A 20,092-nucleotide genomic window follows, 5' to 3' on the forward strand; every position below is an offset into this window, starting at 1 on the left:
TTATTGGCACAGTTTTCCGACAATACGTCGGACGTGCGTGGAATGTAAGGGATCAACTGTCGCGGCGTGCGAATAGACTTTTCCTGTGTCTCGCATGCAGCATTTTCGCTGCCAATATCACAGGCGGTTATTCAATGAAATGCTAAAATTACGCATGAAAGCCATGTCGAGGCGCATAGGCTTTCAAAATATTAATCGCCCGTTTGCACGCCGTGATCGGCGCGCACAGGCTTTGGTCTCGGTTTATACTGTCAGATGCCGCCTCGCTTCCGGCATATCCAGCGTTTCAGCGAGGCCTTGATGCACGATTTCACCTCGGTCCATGATGTAGACGTAATCGGCAAGCTCACGGCAGAAATCCAGATATTGCTCGACCAGCAGGATCGCCATGCCGGTGGAATCGCGCAGATATTTGATGGCCCGGCCGATATCCTTGATGATCGACGGCTGGATGCCCTCGGTCGGTTCGTCGAGAACGAGGATTTTCGGCCGCGTGACCAGCGCCCGGCCGATGGCAAGCTGCTGCTGCTGCCCGCCGGAGAGATCGCCGCCGCGGCGTGACAGCATGGTCTGCAGCACGGGAAACAGGCTGAAAATATCATCCGGGATGAACCGCTCCTTGCGCGACAGCGGCGCATAACCGCTCTCCAGATTTTCCTGCACGCTGAGCAGCGGAAAAATCTCGCGCCCCTGCGGCACGTAACCGACGCCGCGTTTTGCCCGCTGGTAAGGTGCCAGCCCGTCCAGCGCCGCATCGCCGAAACGGATCGTGCCGGCGCTGGTGGCCTGCTGGCCGGTCACGGCCCGCAGCAGCGAACTTTTGCCGACGCCGTTGCGGCCGAGAACGCAGGTGATCTTCCCCATCTCGGCCTTCAGCGACACGCCGCGCAGCGCCTGCGCTGCGCCGTAATGGAGGTTGATGTTGTCGACTGTCAGCATGGTGAAACTCCAATGACGGTATGGTGGGCGGCGCTACCCCCCTCTGCCCTGCCGGGCATCTCCCCCTCAAGGGGGGAGATTGGCAAGTCGCGAACACTCTTCCCCATAGCATCGTGGCACAGGAACGAGCGAGGGCGGCATCTGATCTCCCCCCTTGAGGGGGAGATGCCCGGCAGGGCAGAGGGGGGTACGGTCACGGCAAACGCAAACACCACCATCACCGCCCCAGATAATTCTCGATCACCTTAGGATCGCTCGACACGAAGTCGATCGACCCCTCAGCCAGCACCGAACCTTCCGCAAGGCACGTCACCTTCACCCCCAGCTCGCGGATGAAGCCCATATCGTGCTCAACCACCACCACCGAACGCGTCTTGGCGATTTCCTTCAGGAGCACCGCGGTTTCAGCGGTCTCCGCATCCGTCATGCCCGCCACCGGCTCATCCACCAAGAGAAGCTTCGGCTCCTGCGCCAGCAGCATGCCAATCTCCAGCCACTGTTTCTGCCCATGCGAGAGATTGGCGGCAAGGTCACCCCGGCGGTGGCCAAGCCGCACGGTGGCGAGGATTTCCTCGATGCGCGCCTTGTCTTCCTCCGTCAGCCGGTAGAACAGGGTTGCGAACACGCCGCGCTTGCGGTTCAGCGCCAGTTCCAGATTGTCCCACACAGTATGGCTTTCAAACACCGTCGGTTTCTGGAATTTTCGGCCGATACCAAGCTGGGCGATGTCGGCCTCGTCCTTTTTGGTAAGGTCGATGCTGTCTTCAAAGAGTACCGTGCCGGTATCCGGCCGCGTCTTGCCGGTGATGATATCCATCATCGTCGTTTTGCCAGCACCATTCGGGCCGATGATGGCGCGAAGTTCGCCCGGCTCCACCACGAAGGAGAGGGAATTCAGCGCCCGGAAACCATCGAAGGAAACGGAGACGCCGTCGAGATAAAGCAGGCTTTTCGCTCTGTTTTCGGAAACCGTGTTCATGGGCTTACTCCGCCGCCTGTTGCGCAACCGCGCTGTCGTTGCCAGCCTCACGCGCCGCGCTTGCAACCCGCTTTTCCCGCCGCCCGGCCAGATAATGCTGCACGGTGCCGACGATGCCCTTGGGGAAGAACAGCGTCACCGCGATGAAAAGCCCGCCGAGCGCAAACAGCCAGAATTCCGGGAACGCGCCAGTGAAATAGCTCTTGCCGCCATTGACCAGCACCGCGCCGATGATCGGCCCGACCAGCGTGCCGCGCCCGCCGACAGCCGTCCACACCACCACTTCGATGGAGTTGGCAGGCGAAAATTCGCCGGGATTGATGATGCCCACCTGCGGCACGAACAGGGCACCGGCAATCCCCGCCATCATCGCCGAAACGACGAAGGTAAAGAGCTTGATGTTTTCCACCCTAAAACCGAGAAAGCGCACCCGGCTTTCGGCATCCCGCACACCCACCAGCACCTTGCCGAACTTGGAATTGACGATGCCCGACGCGATCAAAAGCGAGAGCGCCAGCATCACGGCCGTCATGGCAAACAGCACGGCGCGGGTGCCATCCGCCTGCACGGAATACCCAAGAATATCCTTGAAATCGGTGAGGCCATTATTGCCGCCGAAACCCATGTCGTTGCGGAAGAAGGCAAGCAGCAGCGCATAGGTCATCGCCTGGGTAATGATCGAGAGATAAACGCCATTGACGCGCGAGCGGAAAGCGAACCAGCCGAAGACGAAGGCGAGCAGCCCCGGCACGACGAGCACCATCAGCGCCGCAAACCAGAACATGTCGAAGCCGTGCCAGAACCACGGCAATTCCTTCCAGTTGAGGAACACCATGAAATCAGGCAGCACCGGATGGCCATAGACCCCGCGCGTGCCGATCTGCCGCATCAGATACATGCCCATGGCATAACCGCCGAGCGCAAAGAAGGCGGCGTGGCCAAGCGAGAGAATGCCGCAATAACCCCAGACCAGATCAAGCGCGAGCGCCAGCAGCGCATAGGCCAGATATTTGCCGAGCATCGACATGATATAGGTCGGGATGCGGAACGCGCTGTCTTGAGGCAACAGCAGGTTGGAGGCGGGCACCAGCACGGCAATGGCGAGAATGATGCCGATGGCGATGGAAATGCGGCGATCGAGCGCGCGCAGGAGGAAGCCGGTAATCATGCTTCGATCGCCCTTCCCTTGAGTGCGAAGAGACCGCGCGGCCGCTTCTGGATGAACAGGATGATGAGGACGAGCACGAGGATCTTGCCGAGCACGGCGCCCACCGTCGGCTCGAGGAACTTGTTGAGCACACCGAGCGACAGGGCGCCGACCAGCGTTCCCCAGAGATTGCCGACGCCGCCAAACACCACGACCATGAAACTGTCGATGATGTAGCTCTGGCCGAGATTGGGCGAAACGTTATCGATCTGCGACAGCGCCACACCGGCAAGGCCCGCAACGCCCGAGCCGAGCGCGAAGGTGAAGGCATCCACCCACGGCGTGCGGATGCCCATGGAGGAAGCCATGCGGCGGTTCTGGGTGACGGCGCGCATCTGCAACCCGAAAGCGGAGCGCTTCAGGAGAACCAGCAACGCGAAGAAGACGGAGAGCGAGAAACAGACGATCCAGACCCGGTTCCAGGTGAAGTTGAGGTAACCGACACTGAAGGAGCCGGACATCCAGCTCGGGCTACCGACTTCCCGGTTGGTGGGGCCGAAGATGGAGCGCACGCCCTGTTGCAGGATCAGCGAGATGCCCCAGGTGGCGAGCAGCGTTTCCAGAGGTCGTCCATAGAGATAGCGGATGACACCGCGTTCCATGACGAGGCCGACGCAGGCCGTGACCAGAAAGGCGGCCGGCAAGGCAATCGCCAGTGACCAGTCGAACAGGCCGGGGAAATGGCTGCGGATCAACTCCTGCACCATGAAGGTGGAATAGGCGCCGATCATCACCATTTCACCGTGCGCCATGTTGATGATGCCCATGACGCCAAAGGTGATGGCAAGGCCGATGGCGGCGAGCAGCAGCACAGAGCCGAGCGACAGGCCGTACCAGACATTCTGCGCGTAATCCCAGAAGGCAAGGGAACTCTCGATGCTGGAAATCGCCTCGTCCACATCCGGCTTCAGGCTCGGATCAACCGAAGGCGTCGCAGCCATCAGAATGCTGATCGCATCGCGCCCGCCAAGGGCCTTGATGGTGGCGATCGCTTCTTTCTTCACCTCAAGGGGGCGGTCGGAGGAGAGCAGCGAGACAGCCCGCGCCTCCTCCATCCGGGTCCGCACCTCATTATCGGTTTCCTTGGCGATGGCCGCTTCCAGCAATTCGAGATTTTCGGCGCTTGGCGCTTTCAGGACGGCGTCAGCCGCTGCAAGCCGCACGGATTTTTCCGGGCTGAGCAACGTCAGCCCGCCCATCGCGGCGCGGATGACGCGGCGAAGATTATTGTTCACCCTGATCTTGGTAACGGTCGCCTTCGGCGCCGAGCCGGCGCTTTCACCCGTCAGCGGGTCGATCAGCGTGAAATCGGAACCTGCAGGCTTGGTCATGAAGACGAGATTGTCTGACTTGCGCACGTAGAGATCACCCGCCGCAAAAGCCTCCAGCGCCGGCACCACGCGCGCATCGCCAGTGGCGGCAATCTGCCCGATCAGCACTTCGGCCTGCTTGAAATCAGCCGTGCCGAGCTGGTCGATCAGCGCCTTTGGGTCGCTCTGCGCGAGGGACTGGGCGGCGATCCCCATGGTGAGCCAGAGGAGAATGGCTCCGAGAAAAGATCGGATCGTCATGTCGGGTTCCTTGGAGCGGCGGTGTATTTTTGGCGAGGAGTATGCGGCTTACCCCCCTCTGCCCTGCCGGGCATCTCCCCCACAAGGAGGGAGATCGGCAAGATGCGCTCGCATCGCCCCATCTCAACGGAGGAGAAATGCGGGGCCTCGCCGCTTGCCGATCTCCCCACCTGTGGGGGAGATGCCCGGCAGGGCAGAGGGGGGCATGCTTGTTCAGTTTCCAATGATAAAACCGCCCCCACTAAGGGAGCGGCCCATCACAGCGCCCCCGCTAATCAGCTACCCTTGCCGCCGCACTTGCCCGTGGCCACGTTGAAGTTGCCGCAGGACATCGGCTTCCTCCAATCCGAGATCAGATCCTTCGAGTCCGGCAGATAATCCGACCATTCGTCACCCACCACCTGCGGTGTCTGCTGCACGATTTCGAACTGGCCGTCGGCCTGGATTTCACCGATCAGCACCGGCTTGGTGATGTGGTGGTTCGGCATGACGGTGGAGTAACCGCCAGAGAGGTTCGGCACGGAAACGCCGATGATCGAGTCGAGAACCTTGTCCGTATCGGTCGTGCCGGCGGATTCCACGGCCTTAACCCAGGCGTTGAAACCGATATAGGCGGCTTCCATCGGGTCGTTGGTCACGCGCTTGTCGTTCTTGGTGAAGGCATGCCAGGTCTTGATGAACTCGGCATTGACTGGCGCATCGACGGACTGGAAGTAGTTCCAGGCGGCAAGGTGGCCGACCAGCGGCGCGGTATCGAGACCGGCGAGCTCTTCTTCACCCACCGAGAAGGCGACGACCGGAATGTCTTCGGCCTTGATGCCCTGGTTGGCCAGTTCCTTGTAGAAGGGCACGTTGGCGTCACCATTGATGGTGGAAACAACGGCGGTCTTCTTGCCGGCCGAGCCGAATTTCTTGATGTCGGACACGATCGTCTGCCAGTCGGAGTGACCGAACGGCGTGTAGTTGATCATGATGTCCTCTTCCTTGACGCCCTTCGACATCAGGTAGGCCTTCAGGATCTTGTTGGTGGTCTGCGGATAGACATAGTCCGTGCCGGCCAGAACCCAGCGCTCGACGCCCTCGGTATTGGCAAGGTAATCCACGGCCGGAATGGCCTGCTGGTTGGGGGCGGCACCCGTGTAGAAGATGTTGCGCGAGGATTCTTCACCCTCATACTGAACCGGATAGAACAGGATCGAGTTCAGCTCTTCGAAAACAGGCAGAACGGATTTACGCGAGGAGGACGTCCAGCAGCCGAAAACGGCGGCGACCTTGTCCTGAGAAATCAGCTGGCGGGCTTTTTCGGCGAAAAGCGGCCAGTCGGAGGCCGGATCGACCACGACGGCTTCAAGCTTCTTGCCGAGCACGCCGCCCTTCTTGTTCTGCTCATCGATGAGCATCAGCATGGCGTCTTTCAGCGTGGTTTCTGAAATGGCCATCGTACCGGAAAGAGAATGCAGCACGCCGACCTTAATCGTGTCATCGGCAGCGAAGGCGCCGTGGAAGGCGGTGGTGGACAGGATTGCGCCAAGCAGCGCGGCACTGAGCGTCTTGCGGAACATCATCGGAAGGACCCCTCTCCTTGTTGGCCTCTCGTGGAGGCTCAGCGGCATCTTCGGCCGCTGCTGGAGGGACTATCGATCTCGTAAGCGCGAAACCGTATACGTCAATTGACGTAGTCGGGGTGGCGAAAGGTGCAGGGGACGGGACTACCGGACAGAGCGGCCTATGTAGACCGAGAGGTCTCGGCTTGTTTCTTCTCCCCGCCGGGGAGAAGTCCGCGCAGCGGATGAGCGGGTGAGGCCAGAGATATACGGAGAGCTAGCCCCCTCGTCCGACCCTTCGGCCACCTTCTCACCACCGGGGAGAAGAAAGGCGCGGCAACGTTTCACATCAAGAATGCGGCTTGCGGTCGCTCTCTTCGTCCCGGATCGCCTCGTCATGATACCAGGAGCCGAAATCCACATGCGGCTCTCTCGCCTCGCGTTCGAGGTCGCTCAAGCCATTGGTGCGGAACTTGGAGACGCCAGCGCGCCCGCCAACAGGGAATTGGTAGATCGTTGCCGTCTCACGATGAAAGCCAGTCGCCATTTCGGTCATCTCACTCTGTTTGCATCGAAGCACTTGGTCGTGGAATCAAACCCGTGAAAGCCGGATTCGCTCCCTTTGATTAAAAAAAAATCACGTTGCGGAAAATATAGGCATAGACAGTGGTTTCGACAAGAAAAACCATTCCGAAAGCGCTGGTTTTTAGGGCAAATGCCAATCCCTCGCGCGCAATTGAATTTCCTGCATCGCAGCATCGCATGGGACTGCCGGGCGCCAGCTATCTATCAGGATTCAATGATGAAACTTGAGGGGTGATTTACCCTGCTGCGTCGCAACAGAAGCCCCTTTGCAGGAAATCCAGAGGCCCTGCGCCAAAGGCCCCTGAAAGATTTTTCGAAAAAATCGCGGGATATCGCGAATCTGGCACGCGGCATGCATCTAAGGGGTCAGCCCTTGAACGCGAATGCGCTTCCGGTGGTGAAAGCCGCGGGAGGCCTCAAGGCTTCGCATTGTTACCTATGAGAGGTTCGTAATGACTAAGTTCAAACTCGAGTACATCTGGCTGGACGGATACAAGCCGGTCCCCAACCTGCGCGGCAAGACCCAGATCAAGGAATTCGATGAATTTCCGACACTCGAGCAGCTGCCGCTTTGGGGCTTTGATGGCTCCTCCACGCAGCAGGCCGAAGGCCACTCCTCCGATTGCGTGCTGAAGCCCGTCGCGATCTACCCGGATCCGGCCCGCTCCAACGGTGCGCTCGTCATGTGCGAAGTCATGATGCCCGATGGCGTCACCCCGCATCCGTCGAACAGCCGCGCAACCATCCTCGACGACGAAGATGCATGGTTCGGCTTCGAGCAGGAATACTTCTTCTACCAGGACGGCCGCCCGCTCGGCTTCCCGGAACAGGGCTACCCCGCTCCGCAGGGTCCTTACTACACGGGCGTCGGCTTCAAGAACGTCGGTTCGGTTGCCCGCGAAATCGTTGAAGAGCACCTTGATCTCTGCCTCGAAGCCGGCATCAACCACGAAGGCATCAACGCCGAAGTGGCCAAGGGCCAGTGGGAATTCCAGATTTTCGGCAAGGGCTCCAAGCGCGCCGCCGACCAGATCTGGATCGCTCGCTACCTGCTGCTGCGTCTTTGCGAACAGTATGGCATCGACGTCGAATTCCATTGCAAGCCGCTCGGCGACACCGACTGGAACGGTTCGGGCATGCACTGCAACTTCTCCACCAAGTACATGCGTGAAGTTGGCGGCAAGGACTATTTCGAAGCCCTCATGGCCGCTTTTGCCAAGAACTGGAAAGAGCACATCGACGTATACGGTCCGGACAACCACCTGCGCCTGACCGGCAAGCACGAAACCGCTCCGTGGAACAAGTTCTCCTACGGCGTGGCAGACCGTGGCGCGTCGATCCGCGTTCCGCACTCCTTCGTCAACAACGGTTACAAGGGTTACCTCGAAGACCGTCGTCCGAACTCGCAGGGCTGCCCTTACCAGATCGCTTCCGTCGTTCTGAAGACGATCGCGGAAGTGCCGCTCGCAAAGTCGGCTGCTGCCTGATATCGAACTGATGGCGTCGCCCGAACCGGGCGACGCCATTTTTCTGTCCACCGAACGGCCAGGCGGACAGGTGACCTTTCGCCCGTCGCCACATGCGGCATAGTCATCCCGGCGCAGGCATCTGCGTGGTTTTGAGCGATGGCATCGCCGCTTCCTTGACCCGGACAGGGTTCGCCCCGGTGCCTCAAAGCAGGCCATGTGCTTTCGAGCAGAAAGGTGAACGATGGGCATCCTCGACAAATTTTCCCTCAAGAACCGCTCCGCCATCATCACCGGCAGCGGCCGCGGCCTCGGTTTTGAAATCGCCAAAGCCTTTGCCGAAGCTGGCGCCCACGTCTGGCTGACCGGCCGCAATGCCGAGACGTTGCAACAGGCGGTTGACACGCTGCGCGAAGCGGGCGGAAAGGCCGATTATGCCGCCTTCGATATTGCCGATACCAGAGCCGGGGCGGCGCTGGTCCACCGCATCATGAGCGAACTCGGCCACCTCGATATTCTCGTCAACAATGTCGGCGCGCGCGACCGCCGCCCGCTGTCCGAGTTCAGCGACGAGGACGTGCTGGAATTGATCCGCACAGACCTCACCTCCTCCATTTCCCTGTCGCGCGATGCGGCGGAAGCCATGGCGGCAAAGGCCCATGGCCGCATCATCACCATTACCTCCATTCTTGGCCACATCGTGCGGCCGGGCGATGCGATCTATCCCGTCGCCAAACAGGGGCTGACGGGCCTGATGCGGGCCATCGCCGTGGAATATGGCGCGCGCGGCATCACCAGCAACGCCATTGCGCCGGGCATGTTCGCCACCGAAACCAACGCCGCCCTTGCCGAAAATCCTGAGATGGTGGCCTTTGCCAAGCTTCGTGTACCGCTGGAGCGCTGGGGCAGACCGGACGAGATTGCCGGTGCGGCCCTGTTTCTGGCCAGCGACGCGGCCTCCTTCGTCAACGGCCATGTGCTGACGGTGGATGGCGGAATGTCGGTGCGCCTGTGAAAGGCCGCGGGCGGAAAGGCGCTCAGTAGGCATGGCGGCACGGCAACGCATCATCCCCGTCAGGCGCGAATATAACCGCTGGGTCGCCAACCAGACGCTGGAAGATTATGCGTTGCGTTTTACCGCCAAGAGCGCCCGGCAATTTTCCTCCAACCGCATTTCCCACACCGCCATCGGCGCGATTTCCTTTCTGGCGCTGGAAGCCATCGGCGGGGCAATCACGCTTTCCTACGGCACCACCAACGCTTTTTACGCCATCCTTGTCGCTGCCGTCGCCATGCTCGCCGTCGGCCTTCCGATCAGCCGTTATGCCATCCGCCACGGCGTCGATATCGATCTGCTGACACGCGGCGCAAGCTTCGGTTACATCGGCTCCACCATTACCTCGCTGATTTACGCCGCCTTCACCTTCATGCTCTTTGCCATCGAGGCGTCGATCATGTCCGGCGCGCTGGAACTGGCGCTCGGCATTCCGCTCTGGATCGGCTACATCATCTCCGCCGTCATGGTCATTCCGCTCGTCACCCATGGCGTGCGGCTTATCAGCCGTTTCCAGATCGTCACCCAGCCCTTCTGGATCGTCCTCAACATCCTGCCCTTCATCTTCATCGCCTTGATGGACTGGGAGAAATACGATCTCTGGCGCGCCTTTGCCGGCATTCACCACGCCTCCGGCCCGCCGGGCACCATCGCGGATTTCAATCTCGTGGAATTCGGCGCAGCCTCCGCCGTCATTCTGGCTTTGATGTCGCAGATCGGCGAACAGGTGGACTTCCTCCGCTTCCTCCCCGCCGAAGGCCAAAGCCGCCTGCGCCACCGCCTCGCCGTCTTTCTGGCCGGTGCGGGCTGGGTTGTTGTCGGCGTACCGAAGCTCTTGGCCGGCTCGTTCCTTGTCGTGCTGACCTTCAGCTCCGGCGTTTCGGTCGATCGCGCCGCCGATCCGGCGCAAATGTATCTCACCGCCTTCGGTTACATGATCCCAAACCAGACGGCGGCAATGCTGCTGATGGTCGCCTTCGTGGTCGTCTCGCAGCTGAAGATCAACGTCATGAACGCCTATGCGGGGTCGCTCGCTTGGTCGAATTTTTTCTCCCGCCTCACCCACAGCCACCCCGGCCGCGTCGTCTGGCTGGTGTTCAATGTGGCCATTGCGCTGCTCTTGATGGAACTCGGCATCTACCGGCTGCTTGAGGAAACGCTCGGCATCTTCTCCATCATCGCCATGGCGTGGCTCTGCACCATCTCGGCCGATCTCTTCATCAACAAGCCGCTTGGCCTTGCCCCGCCGGGCATAGAGTTCAAGCGCGCCCATCTCTACGACATTAATCCCGTTGGCGTCGGCTCCATGGCGCTTTCCGCCACCATTGCGCTGATGGCGCATTTCGGCACCTTCGGCCCGCTCGCCGCCTCGCTCGCGCCCTATCTCACACTCATCGTCGCTTTCATCGCCTCGCCGCTGATTGCCTGGGGCACCAAAGGCAAATTCTACCTTGCCCGCAAGCCGCGCCAGCAATGGCGCACGGAAAGCAGTATCACCTGCTCCATCTGCGAGCACCCTTTCGAGCCTGAGGACATGGCCTGGTGCCCGGCCTATGCCGCGCCGATCTGTTCGCTCTGCTGCTCGCTGGACAGCCGCTGCCACGACATGTGCAAGCCGAAGGCGAAGCTGAACTATCAGGTCGCCACCGTCGCCAAGACCTTCCTGCCGAGACAGCTTGTGGCAAAACTCGCCACACGCCTCGGGCGTTACGGCATGGCGGCGGCGATTGCCGTCACCACAATCGGCGGCATTCTCGCCATGATCGCGCATCAGGTCGGCACGGCCTCGCCGGAAACGGCAGATGTGGTGAACCGCACCATCCTCATCGTGTTTTTCGTCTTCGCCGTCATTGCCGGCATCGTCTGCTGGTTCCTCGTCCTTGCCCATGACAGCCGGGTGGTGGCGGAAGAGGAATCCTCCCGCCAGAACACGCTGCTCTTGAAGGAAATCGCCGCCCATAAGAAGACCGACGCCGCCCTCCAGGATGCCAAGGAAACGGCTGAGGCCGCCAACCGCGCCAAGAGCCGTTATGTCGTGGGCCTCAGTCACGAGCTACGCACGCCGCTGAATGCCGTTCTCGGCTATGCCCAGATCCTCGAACGTGACGAGACCATTCCCCCTCCCCGCCAATCGGCGATCAAGGTCATCCGCCGCTCCGCCGACCACCTCTCTGGTCTGATCGACGGACTTCTCGATATTTCCAAGATCGAGGCGGGCCGCCTGCAGGTCTATTCCAACGAGATCAACATTCAGGATTTCCTCGATCAGATTGTCGATATGTTCCGCCCGCAGGCGCAGGCCAAGGGGCTGGAATTCCGCCACGACCGCTCGCCCGCTCTGCCTCAATATGTGCGAACCGATGAAAAGCGGCTGCGCCAGATCCTCGTCAACCTGCTTTCAAACGCCATCAAGTTCACCGATCATGGCGCCGTCACCTTCGATGTCGGTTATCGCAGCCAGGTGGCGAGCTTCACCGTGTCCGATACCGGCCGCGGCATTGCCGAAAAAGACCTCGCCCGCATCTACGAACCCTTCCAGCGTGGCGAGGCCGAAAGCGTGCGCCCGATGCCAGGGCTTGGCCTCGGCCTCACCATCACAAGGCTTCTGACAAATACGCTCGGCGGCGAGATTTCCGTTTCCAGCGAAAAGGACAAAGGCTCCACCTTCCGCGTGCGCCTCATGCTATCCGCCGTGCACCGGCCAAGCACGGCGCCGGCGCCGGAAAAGACCATCCGCTCCTATTCCGGTCCACGCCGCACCATCGTCGTGGTCGATGACAACGAGGATCATCGCGAGCTGATGCGGCAGGTGCTTTCGCCGCTCGATTTCGTCGTGCTGACGGCGCAATCCGGTCCCGAATGTCTCACACTCATCGAAGGCGTGAAGCCCGATCTTTTCCTCATCGATATTTCCATGCCCGGCATGACCGGCTGGCAGCTGGTGACGAAGCTGCGCGAGGCGGGTCAGACGGCCCCGCTCATCATGCTCTCAGCCAATATAGGGGACGGCACTGTCGCGGGCGCCGGCGATGACAATCACAACGACGCCATCGCCAAGCCGGTCGATATCCGCCACCTCTGCGACAGGCTCGCCGTGCATCTCGGGCTGAAATGGATTTACGATACCGACCTGCCACCCGCGCCGGAGCCGCAGCCGCCTGCCGAGATCGTCCATCCGGGAGCCATTCACATCCAGGATTTGCAGCGGCTGGGCGAAATAGGCTACATACGCGGCATCGAAGCGAAACTCGCCGATCTTGCCCGCAACACGGAAAACCTGCCCTTCACGCAGGAGCTCGGCGCCTATGTGCAGGCTTTCGATCTGGCCGGTTACGCGCATTTTCTCAAGCGGTTCGAAGACAGTGACAGGGGAGACCTCAAGGCATGAGCGCTCAGGCGGCGGCCCCGAGAGACATCGTATTGCTGGTGGATGACAGCCCGGAAGCGCTCGGTTTCCTCACCGATGCGCTGGAACAGTCGGGCTTTTCCGCCCTCATCGCCACATCGGGACAGGCCGCGCTCAACATTGCAGAACGCATTACGCCCGATATCATCCTGCTCGACGCCGTCATGCCCACCATGGACGGTTTCGAGACCTGCCGCCGCCTGAAGGCCAATGCGGCGGTAGCGCAGGTGCCCGTCATTTTCATGACGGGACTGACCGAGACCGAACATGTGGTGCGGGCGCTGGACTCCGGCGGCGTCGATTATCTGACCAAGCCGATCAATATCGATGAGCTGCGCGCCCGCATCCGCGTGCATCTTTCCAATGCCCGTTCCGCGCAAAGCGCCCGCGTGGCGCTTGACGCCGCCGGCCGACACCTGCTTGCCGTGCGCGCCAATGGAGCCATCCACTGGTCAACACCCCAGGCAACGCGTCTTGTCAACGCTGCGACCGGCCGGGATGACGGCATGGAAATCGTCGTCAGCCATATCGGCCGCTGGCTTGGCGAAAGGGCAGCGTCGGAAACCGGTCGCGATGCACCGCTGACGATCACCCAGGCCGGACGCCCGGCCTTGCAGCTCTCCTTCCTCGGCGCGATGGGCCCGGATGAGCATCTGTTTCGCCTGACCGCCGCCAACGAAAAGTCGGATGACCACCTTCTGAAAGAGCATTTCGCGCTGACGACGCGGGAGTCAGAAGTGCTTTTGTGGATCGCCAAGGGCAAGTCCAACCGCGATATCGGCGATATTCTCGGCCTGTCCGCCCGGACGGTGAACAAGCATCTCGAACAGATCTACGTGAAGCTCGGCGTGGAGAACCGCGCCTCTGCCGCGGTCAAGGCGGCGCATATTCTGCATCAGGGGTGACGGCTCGCCAAATTATGGTAGGCTCTTCCGACACATTCTCGCTCAAATACGCAAATTCTGCTTGTTGAACGAGCGGTAACCCCTTGTTTCTTCTCCCCGCCGGGGAGAAGTCCGCGGCAGCGGGATGAGGGGGCAAGGGTAGCGATAAGACCGAGAGCTTGCCCCCTCATCCGGCCCTTCGGGCCACCTTCTCCCCGGCGGGGAGAAGAGACACGCGGCACCCACCTCCCCAAAAATCACCACCCCCTGCCCTGAACCCCAATACAGGAACGCACACCCATGAACCGTTTCATCATCCTCTCCGGTTGCTCCGGCGGCGGAAAATCCACGCTTCTCGCCGAGCTCGCCCGGCGCGGTTTCGCCACCGTGGAGGAACCCGGCCGCCGCATCGTCATCGAAGAAATCCGCGATGGCGGCAACGCTCTGCCGTGGATAGACCTCGAAGCCTTTGCGCGCCGCGCCATCGCTGTGGCGCTCGAAGACCGTCAGCATGCGCCAGAGCACGGCACCGTCTTCTTCGATCGCGGCCTGATCGACGCCGCCTCGGCTCTACGCGAGGTCAGCGGTGACCCCCTCATCGAAACGCTGCAACGCGAACATCGCTATAACAGGCTGGTCTTCCTTACCCCGCCCTGGCCGGAAATCTATCGGGCAGACACGGAGCGTCGGCATGATTTTGCCGCGGCCGTGGCCGAATACGACCGTCTCGTCAGGGATTATCAAGCTCTCGACTATGAAACCGTCGTCCTTCCGAAATCAGGCGTCGAAGAGCGTGCCGACTTCATTTTGGAGCGGCTGGACGGAGCGCAGCTGTCTCAGCGATTTTCCAGCAGCTGCGACACGGTCACAAACTCGAACCCGCGCTGACGCAGTCCATCGATGATCAGCGGCAAGGCCTGCCGTGAAGCCTCGCGGCTGCGATACATGACATGCATGATGATGATCGAGCCGTTTTTCGTATGCTCGATAACGTGCTTCGCAAGAACCGCTGCATCCTCGGCGATATCTGGATAGGATTCCGGCTCAACATCCCACATGATTGTTTTCCGGTCATGCCGGTATAGATACCATGGCAAGCCGAGCAGCTTCTTGCCATAGGGCGGGCGGAACATGATCTCACCTTTATGACCCGCAGTCCTAATGGCCGCATCGGTGCGCTCGATCTCGTCCCTGATCCGCGCGGACCCCATCAAGGCCATGTTGGAATGCGTATAGCTGTGGTTTCCAACCTGATGGCCATCGCTGACGATCATGCGGGCCTGCGGCAGGTTTTCTTCAGTTTCCTTGCCCGTCAGGAAAAAGGTCGCTTTGATCCCCCGTTCCCTCAGGATCGCCAGGACCTCAGGCGTGAAACGCACCGAGGGCCCGTCGTCAAACGTCAGGGCCACCACCGGCTTCGGCGTCTCGACCCTCGGAATGATCACTCCGAACAATTGCGTCGTCCGGGATTTGCTGAAGAGATGAACGCCACCGAGCACCACCGCCAGCATGGCAAGACCAAGGATTAGAGACACCACCCGTTTCATCGCCATTGCCACCCCTCATTGCAGTTTTCTGGAGGTTTTGTCTCTCGCCTTATTGTCGCCAGTGTGGCGCCTGTCGCGCAAAAGAAAAGCCCGGCATTACTGCCGGGCTTCGATAGGGGGTCGCAAAAAAAGGCTTAGCTGCCCTGCTGGATGTAGGTGAACTTGCCGTCCGGACCCTTCTTCCACTCGTACATGACATAGCCAGGAAGCTTCGGGTCACCCTTCTCGTCGAAGGAGATCTCGCCGAGCGCCGTCGGGAAGCTACCCTTCTTCAGCGCTTCGGCAACCTTTTCAGGCTCCACGGAACCGGCTGCCTTGGCAGCGCCGGCAATCGCCTGCAGGGCTGCATAGGAGTAGAGCGTATAGGCTTCCGGGTTGAAACCGGCGGCCTTGAACTTCTCTACCAGTTCCTTGTTTTCAGGGCGCAGTGTCGGATCAGGACCGAAGGTGTTGAGCGTGCCTTCGACGGCGTCGCCGGCGATGGAAGCCAGTTCGTTCGATACGATACCGTCGCCCGAGACGAGCTTGGCCTTCAGGCCCTGGTCAGCCGCCTGGCGGATGATGAGGCCGGCTTCGGTGTGCAGGCCGCCCCAGTAGATGATGGAAACGCCGGCTTCCTTCATCTTGGAGATCAGCGCCGAGAAGTCCTTGTCGCCGACATTCACGCCTTCGTACATGGCTTCCTTCACGCCGGCGGCATTGGCTGCCTTCTTGGTTTCATCGGCAAGGCCCTGACCGTAAGGCGTCTTGTCGTGAATGATGGCGATCTTGGCGTCCTTGAAATGATCGGCAAGATACTTGCCGGCGATGCCGCCCTGCTGGTCGTCACGGCCGCAGGTGCGGAACGTGTTCCACAGACCGCGCTCGGTGAACACGGGGTTGGTCGCGGCAGGCGTGATTTCGAGAATGCCGTTTTCGGCGTAAACTTCGGACGCCGGAATGGAAACGCCGGAGTTGAAGTGACCGACAACGAATTTCACGCCGTCAGCGACGAATTTATTGGCAACCGAAATACCCTGCTTGGGATCGGATACGTCGTCGCCCAGCACGATCTTGATCTGCTCGCCATTAATGCCGCCGGCGGCATTGATGTCTTTCGCAGCCTGTTCGGCACCCTTCTGGATCTGAGCGCCGAAAGCAGCGTTCGGGCCGGTCAGCGGTGCGCCGACGGCGATCACGACATCGGCCCAGGCCGAACCGCCAAACGCGACCATGGCGGTCAGCGCGACAGCGGAAAGAAGAGACTTCTTCATTACTTTACTCCCAGTTCCTTTGGATGGGTTGTTTGCGAGGACCTGTTCAGTACCCACCTTAACCGAACAGGAAACGTTCCACTCTGCCGAGTATTAGTGACCCCGGAAAATACCGGCTGTCAATTTTTCTTTTTATAGGAAAATGCCGACGTGCGGTCGTAGAGCCAATAGTAATTATTGACCATCTGGCTCGTCCGGCGCATGCGGAAACCGATGCTGGAAAAAACCAGAAGAAGAACGACGTCAAACACGTAGTAGAAGCCGTTGATGAACGGCCCATCGAACAGCGCGTGATGCAAAAACCGCATCACCACGCCGAGCGCGAGCGTGTAGATCACCACCCGCGTATAACCACCCCAGCCGTCGGCAACGGATTTGCCGGTGCGCCAAGCCGTCCAGAAACCCAGAAGAACAACCAACGCGCGCAGAACATACCGCACGCCGTTATCCGTCTCGAAAAAAAGGCCCTGCATCTCTTTCCCCATCAGTGCCGGGCTGAATACCCAGGCCCTGCCTTGTCTGTCGTCCCGTCGTTTGCCGCCGGGCATTTTATTGTTTACGCCCCGACATGGATCCTTCAGGTTTTGACCAAAGGACGACGGACCGCCGTTTGCAGTCTTGCGCCGCAAAATTTCCGGCGCAAGTAAAATCTTTCAGTGCCGTCCGCCTTCGAGATAGGCGGCGCGTACCTGTGGATCGGCGAGCAGTTCCTTGCCCGAACCGCTCATCGTCACCTTGCCGTTGACCATCACATAAGCGCGGTCGGAAAGCTTGAGCGCGGCGAAGGCGTTCTGCTCCACGAGGAAGACGGTCAGACCCTCTTCCTGATTGAGTTTCTTGATCGCCTCGAAAATGCCCTTGACGATCAGCGGAGCGAGACCCAGCGAAGGCTCGTCCAGCAGCAGGAGCTTCGGACGCGCCATCAGCGCGCGGCCGATGGAGAGCATCTGCTGCTCGCCGCCGGAAAGCGTGCCGCCGCGCTGGCTCTGACGCTCCTTCAGGCGCGGAAACATCACGAAGATCTTCTCGACGTCTTCCTTGAAATATTTCAGGTTATCGAGATTGGCGCCCATCTGCAGGTTTTCCAGCACTGTCATGCGCGGGAAAATCCGGCGGCCTTCGGGCGATTGGGCGATGCGCTTGCGGGCGATCAGATGGGTCGGCAGCTGGGTAATGTCCTCGCCATCGAAGATCACCTGGCCGGCGCGCGCCTGCGGGCTGCCGCAGATGGTCATCATCAGCGTCGACTTGCCAGCGCCATTGGCGCCGATCAGGCTGACGATTTCGCCCCTCTTCACTTCGACATCGACACCGGCCAGAGCCCGGATATTGCCATAATAGGTTTCGACACCCTGGACTTTCAGAAGCGGTTCACCGGACATCAGGCCGCTCCTCCGTCGAGTTCTTCCGCAATCACGTCTTCCACTTCATCATCCTCGACACCCAGATAGGCGGCGATGACCTTAGGGTCGTTCTTCACATGGTCCGGCGTGCCGTCGGAAATCTTCTGACCGTATTCCAGAACCACCACGTGGTCGGAAATCTGCATCACCACGGACATGTCGTGCTCGATGAGGAGCAGCGACGTACCCTCGTCGCGGATGCCGCGCAGCAGCGTGTTGAGCGCCAGGGATTCCTTCGGATTGAGACCGGCGGCCGGCTCATCGAGGCACAGCAGTTCCGGCCCCGTGCACATGGCGCGGGCGATTTCCAGGCGGCGCTGCGCGCCATAGGGCAGATCGCCCGCCGGATCGTCGGCGCGATCGATCAGATCGGCCTTTTCCAGCCAGTATTTGGCTTTTTCGATAGAAGCATCCACCGCCCGCCGGTATGCGGGCAGGCCGAGAAGGCCGAGGATCGTGTAACCCGAGGCCTTCATCAGCGCATTGTGCTGCGCCACCAGCAGGTTTTCCAGAACGGTCAGGCCCGAAAACAGGCGGATGTTCTGGAAGGTGCGCGCCACCTTTGCCTTCTTGGTGATTTCGAAATCCGGCAGGCGCTCGAGTAGATGCGTCTCGCCATCCTGCTGGCGCATGGTGATCATGCCCATGGTGGGCTTGTAGAAGCCGGTGATGCAGTTGAAGACCGTGGTCTTGCCCGCACCGTTCGGGCCGATCAACGCCGTGATCTCGCCGCGCTTCGCCTCGAAGGAGAAGTCGTTGATGGCCATAAGGCCGCCAAAGCGCATCGAGAGATGTTCGACCTTGAGGATCGTGTCGCCAGTGGTATTGGGTGTCATTGTTGTTGTTCCGGAAGCCATCAACCGTGACCTTCCTTGGTAAAGCTGCCGGAGACGGCCTTGCGTTCTTTAAGGAAAGCCGTGGGTTCACGCGAGCCGACGAAACCGCGCGGCTTGAACAGCATGACGATGACCATGGCAAGCCCGAACAGCAGCATACGATACAGTTCCGGCGTGAAATCGGGCCCGAAGACATGCTTCAGGAACTCCATTTCGCGCAGAAGCTCGGTGCCGCCGACCATGACGAGCGCCGCAATGGCAATGCCGGTCAGCGAGCCCATGCCGCCGAGAACGACGATGGCGAGAATGACGGCGGATTCGAGGAACACGAAGCTTTCCGGCGAAACGAACCCCTGACGGGCGGCGAAGAAGGAGCCGGCAAAACCGCCGAACATTGCGCCCGTGGCAAAAGCGGTGAGCTTGGTGATGACCGTATCAATGCCGAGCGAACGGCAGGCGATCTCGTCCTCACGCAGCGCTTCCCACGCCCGGCCGATGGGCATGCGGCGCAGGCGGATGGTGACATAGGCCGTCAGCATGCACAGCAGCAGAATCACGTAGAACAGGAAGATCTTGTAATAGGCTGAGGACATCGACAGGCCGAACGCCTTGGCGAAATTGTTCGGCGCGCCGACATCGAACGACCAGATGCCGAAGATCGACGCCTTGGCGATGCCGGAAATACCGAACGTGCCCTTGGTCACATCCGTCCAGTTGAGCAGCACGAGACGGATGATTTCACCGAAGGCGAGCGTGACGATTGCCAGATAGTCGCCGCGCAGGCGCAGCACCGGAAAGCCGAGGATGATGCCCCAGAAGCCTGCCAGAATGCCGGCAACCGGCAGCAGCACCCAAAACGACAGGCCGAACTGGCTGGAGAGCAGCGCATAAGAATAGGCGCCCACCGCATAAAAGGCGACGTAACCGAGATCGAGCAGGCCGGCGAGGCCGACGACGATGTTCAGACCCCAGGCCAGCATCACATAGATCAGGATCTGGATGCCGAAATTGTCGACGAATTTCAGCGAGCCCTGGAAACCGAAGAGCTGCACCGCGATAACGGGATAAAGCAGCAGCAGAACCAGCGCCAGCTTCAGAAAGTGCTTGTGGAAAAAGCCCTTTTCCTCGGAAATCTCCAGAACGCCGCTCTTGGCCTTGGCCAGCTTGCGACGATCCAGCGACGGCTTGATAAAACCGACCATAAGGAAGCGGCCGATGGCGGCAACGGCGACGAAGATCGCCAGAAGGCCCCAGCGCGTGCCCCAGATCAGCTGGTTGTTGATGTCCTGATAGGTGACGATGCCGACATAAAGAATGAACATGCCGAACGAGATGACGCCCGCAATCAGGCCCTCCTTCACGGCTGTCGCCATCAGGCCGGGGCCGGAAGAGGTGTTTTCGGAAGCGATATTGGCCAT

The 20,092-nt window shown here is 60.4% G+C and carries 17 protein-coding genes; 5 read left to right on the forward strand and 12 right to left on the reverse strand.

The features are described 5' to 3' along the window. Positions 1-243: 243 nt before the first annotated feature. The 6 genes from urtE to EYD00_RS10100 all read right to left on the reverse strand — a co-directional run bounded on the left by urtE (position 244) and on the right by EYD00_RS10100 (position 6,796). Positions 244-939 carry an urea ABC transporter ATP-binding subunit UrtE gene (gene urtE, locus EYD00_RS10065; RefSeq protein ID WP_004443309.1) on the reverse strand — a complete coding sequence of 232 codons (696 nt, stop codon included), beginning with the start codon at positions 937-939 and terminating at the stop codon, positions 244-246. Positions 940-1,156: 217 nt separating this feature from the next. Beyond that, entirely contained in the window at positions 1,157-1,918 is a 762-nt protein-coding gene (gene urtD / locus EYD00_RS10075) for an urea ABC transporter ATP-binding protein UrtD (protein ID WP_004443315.1), read from the reverse strand. A 4-nt stretch (positions 1,919-1,922) separates the two neighbouring features. Beyond that, positions 1,923-3,086 carry an urea ABC transporter permease subunit UrtC gene (gene urtC / locus EYD00_RS10080; protein WP_004443318.1) on the reverse strand — a complete coding sequence of 388 codons (1,164 nt, stop codon included), beginning with the start codon at positions 3,084-3,086 and terminating at the stop codon, positions 1,923-1,925. Next, positions 3,083-4,696, reverse strand: a complete 1,614-nt coding sequence (gene urtB / locus EYD00_RS10085) for an urea ABC transporter permease subunit UrtB (RefSeq protein WP_004443321.1) — start codon at positions 4,694-4,696, stop codon at positions 3,083-3,085. The genes urtC and urtB overlap by 4 nt, the downstream gene beginning before the upstream one ends. A 275-nt stretch (positions 4,697-4,971) precedes the next feature. Then, positions 4,972-6,261 (reverse strand): urea ABC transporter substrate-binding protein, encoded by a 1,290-nt coding sequence (gene urtA / locus EYD00_RS10095; RefSeq protein ID WP_004443324.1) that lies wholly within the window; start codon positions 6,259-6,261, stop codon positions 4,972-4,974. A 328-nt stretch (positions 6,262-6,589) separates the two neighbouring features. Next, complete coding sequence (locus EYD00_RS10100; protein WP_006700348.1) at positions 6,590-6,796, reverse strand: DUF2735 domain-containing protein; 207 nt, start codon at positions 6,794-6,796, stop codon at positions 6,590-6,592. Positions 6,797-7,277: 481 nt separating this feature from the next. Between EYD00_RS10100 and EYD00_RS10105 the strand changes: the two genes are divergently transcribed. From EYD00_RS10105 to EYD00_RS10125, 5 genes are all read left to right on the forward strand, one after another. Beyond that, on the forward strand, positions 7,278-8,312 hold the full coding sequence (locus EYD00_RS10105; RefSeq protein ID WP_004443330.1) for a glutamine synthetase beta-grasp domain-containing protein: 1,035 nt from the start codon (positions 7,278-7,280) through the stop codon (positions 8,310-8,312). Positions 8,313-8,535: 223 nt separating this feature from the next. Further along, positions 8,536-9,306 carry an SDR family oxidoreductase gene (locus EYD00_RS10110; protein WP_004443332.1) on the forward strand — a complete coding sequence of 257 codons (771 nt, stop codon included), beginning with the start codon at positions 8,536-8,538 and terminating at the stop codon, positions 9,304-9,306. Positions 9,307-9,337: 31 nt separating this feature from the next. Continuing rightward, entirely contained in the window at positions 9,338-12,733 is a 3,396-nt protein-coding gene (locus EYD00_RS10115) for a hybrid sensor histidine kinase/response regulator (RefSeq protein ID WP_004443336.1), read from the forward strand. After that, positions 12,730-13,656: a response regulator transcription factor gene (locus tag EYD00_RS10120; protein ID WP_004443339.1), complete on the forward strand. Its 927-nt coding sequence runs from the start codon at positions 12,730-12,732 to the stop codon at positions 13,654-13,656. Before EYD00_RS10115 ends, EYD00_RS10120 begins: the two co-directional genes overlap by 4 nt. Before the next feature lie 279 nt (positions 13,657-13,935). Further along, positions 13,936-14,523, forward strand: a complete 588-nt coding sequence (locus EYD00_RS10125; protein ID WP_004443341.1) for an AAA family ATPase — start codon at positions 13,936-13,938, stop codon at positions 14,521-14,523. Here EYD00_RS10125 and EYD00_RS10130 read toward each other — a convergent pair. The 6 genes from EYD00_RS10130 to livM all read right to left on the reverse strand — a co-directional run bounded on the left by EYD00_RS10130 (position 14,472) and on the right by livM (position 20,092). Continuing rightward, positions 14,472-15,188 carry a polysaccharide deacetylase family protein gene (locus EYD00_RS10130; RefSeq protein ID WP_004443343.1) on the reverse strand — a complete coding sequence of 239 codons (717 nt, stop codon included), beginning with the start codon at positions 15,186-15,188 and terminating at the stop codon, positions 14,472-14,474. The genes EYD00_RS10125 and EYD00_RS10130 overlap by 52 nt on opposite strands. A 128-nt stretch (positions 15,189-15,316) precedes the next feature. Beyond that, entirely contained in the window at positions 15,317-16,435 is a 1,119-nt protein-coding gene (locus tag EYD00_RS10135) for a branched-chain amino acid ABC transporter substrate-binding protein (protein ID WP_004443345.1), read from the reverse strand. 119 nt (positions 16,436-16,554) lie between these two features. Then, positions 16,555-16,908: a DUF6867 family protein gene (locus EYD00_RS10140; protein WP_004443347.1), complete on the reverse strand. Its 354-nt coding sequence runs from the start codon at positions 16,906-16,908 to the stop codon at positions 16,555-16,557. A gap of 180 nt (positions 16,909-17,088) precedes the next feature. Further along, entirely contained in the window at positions 17,089-17,817 is a 729-nt protein-coding gene (locus tag EYD00_RS10145; protein WP_004443349.1) for an ABC transporter ATP-binding protein, read from the reverse strand. Continuing rightward, positions 17,817-18,695, reverse strand: coding sequence for an ABC transporter ATP-binding protein (locus EYD00_RS10150; protein ID WP_034498713.1), 879 nt, complete (start codon positions 18,693-18,695; stop codon positions 17,817-17,819). Before EYD00_RS10150 ends, EYD00_RS10145 begins: the two co-directional genes overlap by 1 nt. Beyond that, the gene (gene livM, locus EYD00_RS10155; protein ID WP_004443355.1) at positions 18,695-20,092 is read right to left on the reverse strand and encodes a high-affinity branched-chain amino acid ABC transporter permease LivM; all 1,398 of its coding nucleotides are present in this window, start codon (positions 20,090-20,092) and stop codon (positions 18,695-18,697) included. The genes EYD00_RS10150 and livM overlap by 1 nt, the downstream gene beginning before the upstream one ends.

The organism is Agrobacterium sp. 33MFTa1.1, from assembly GCF_004328495.1.
Classification (GTDB): domain Bacteria; phylum Pseudomonadota; class Alphaproteobacteria; order Rhizobiales; family Rhizobiaceae; genus Agrobacterium; species Agrobacterium pusense.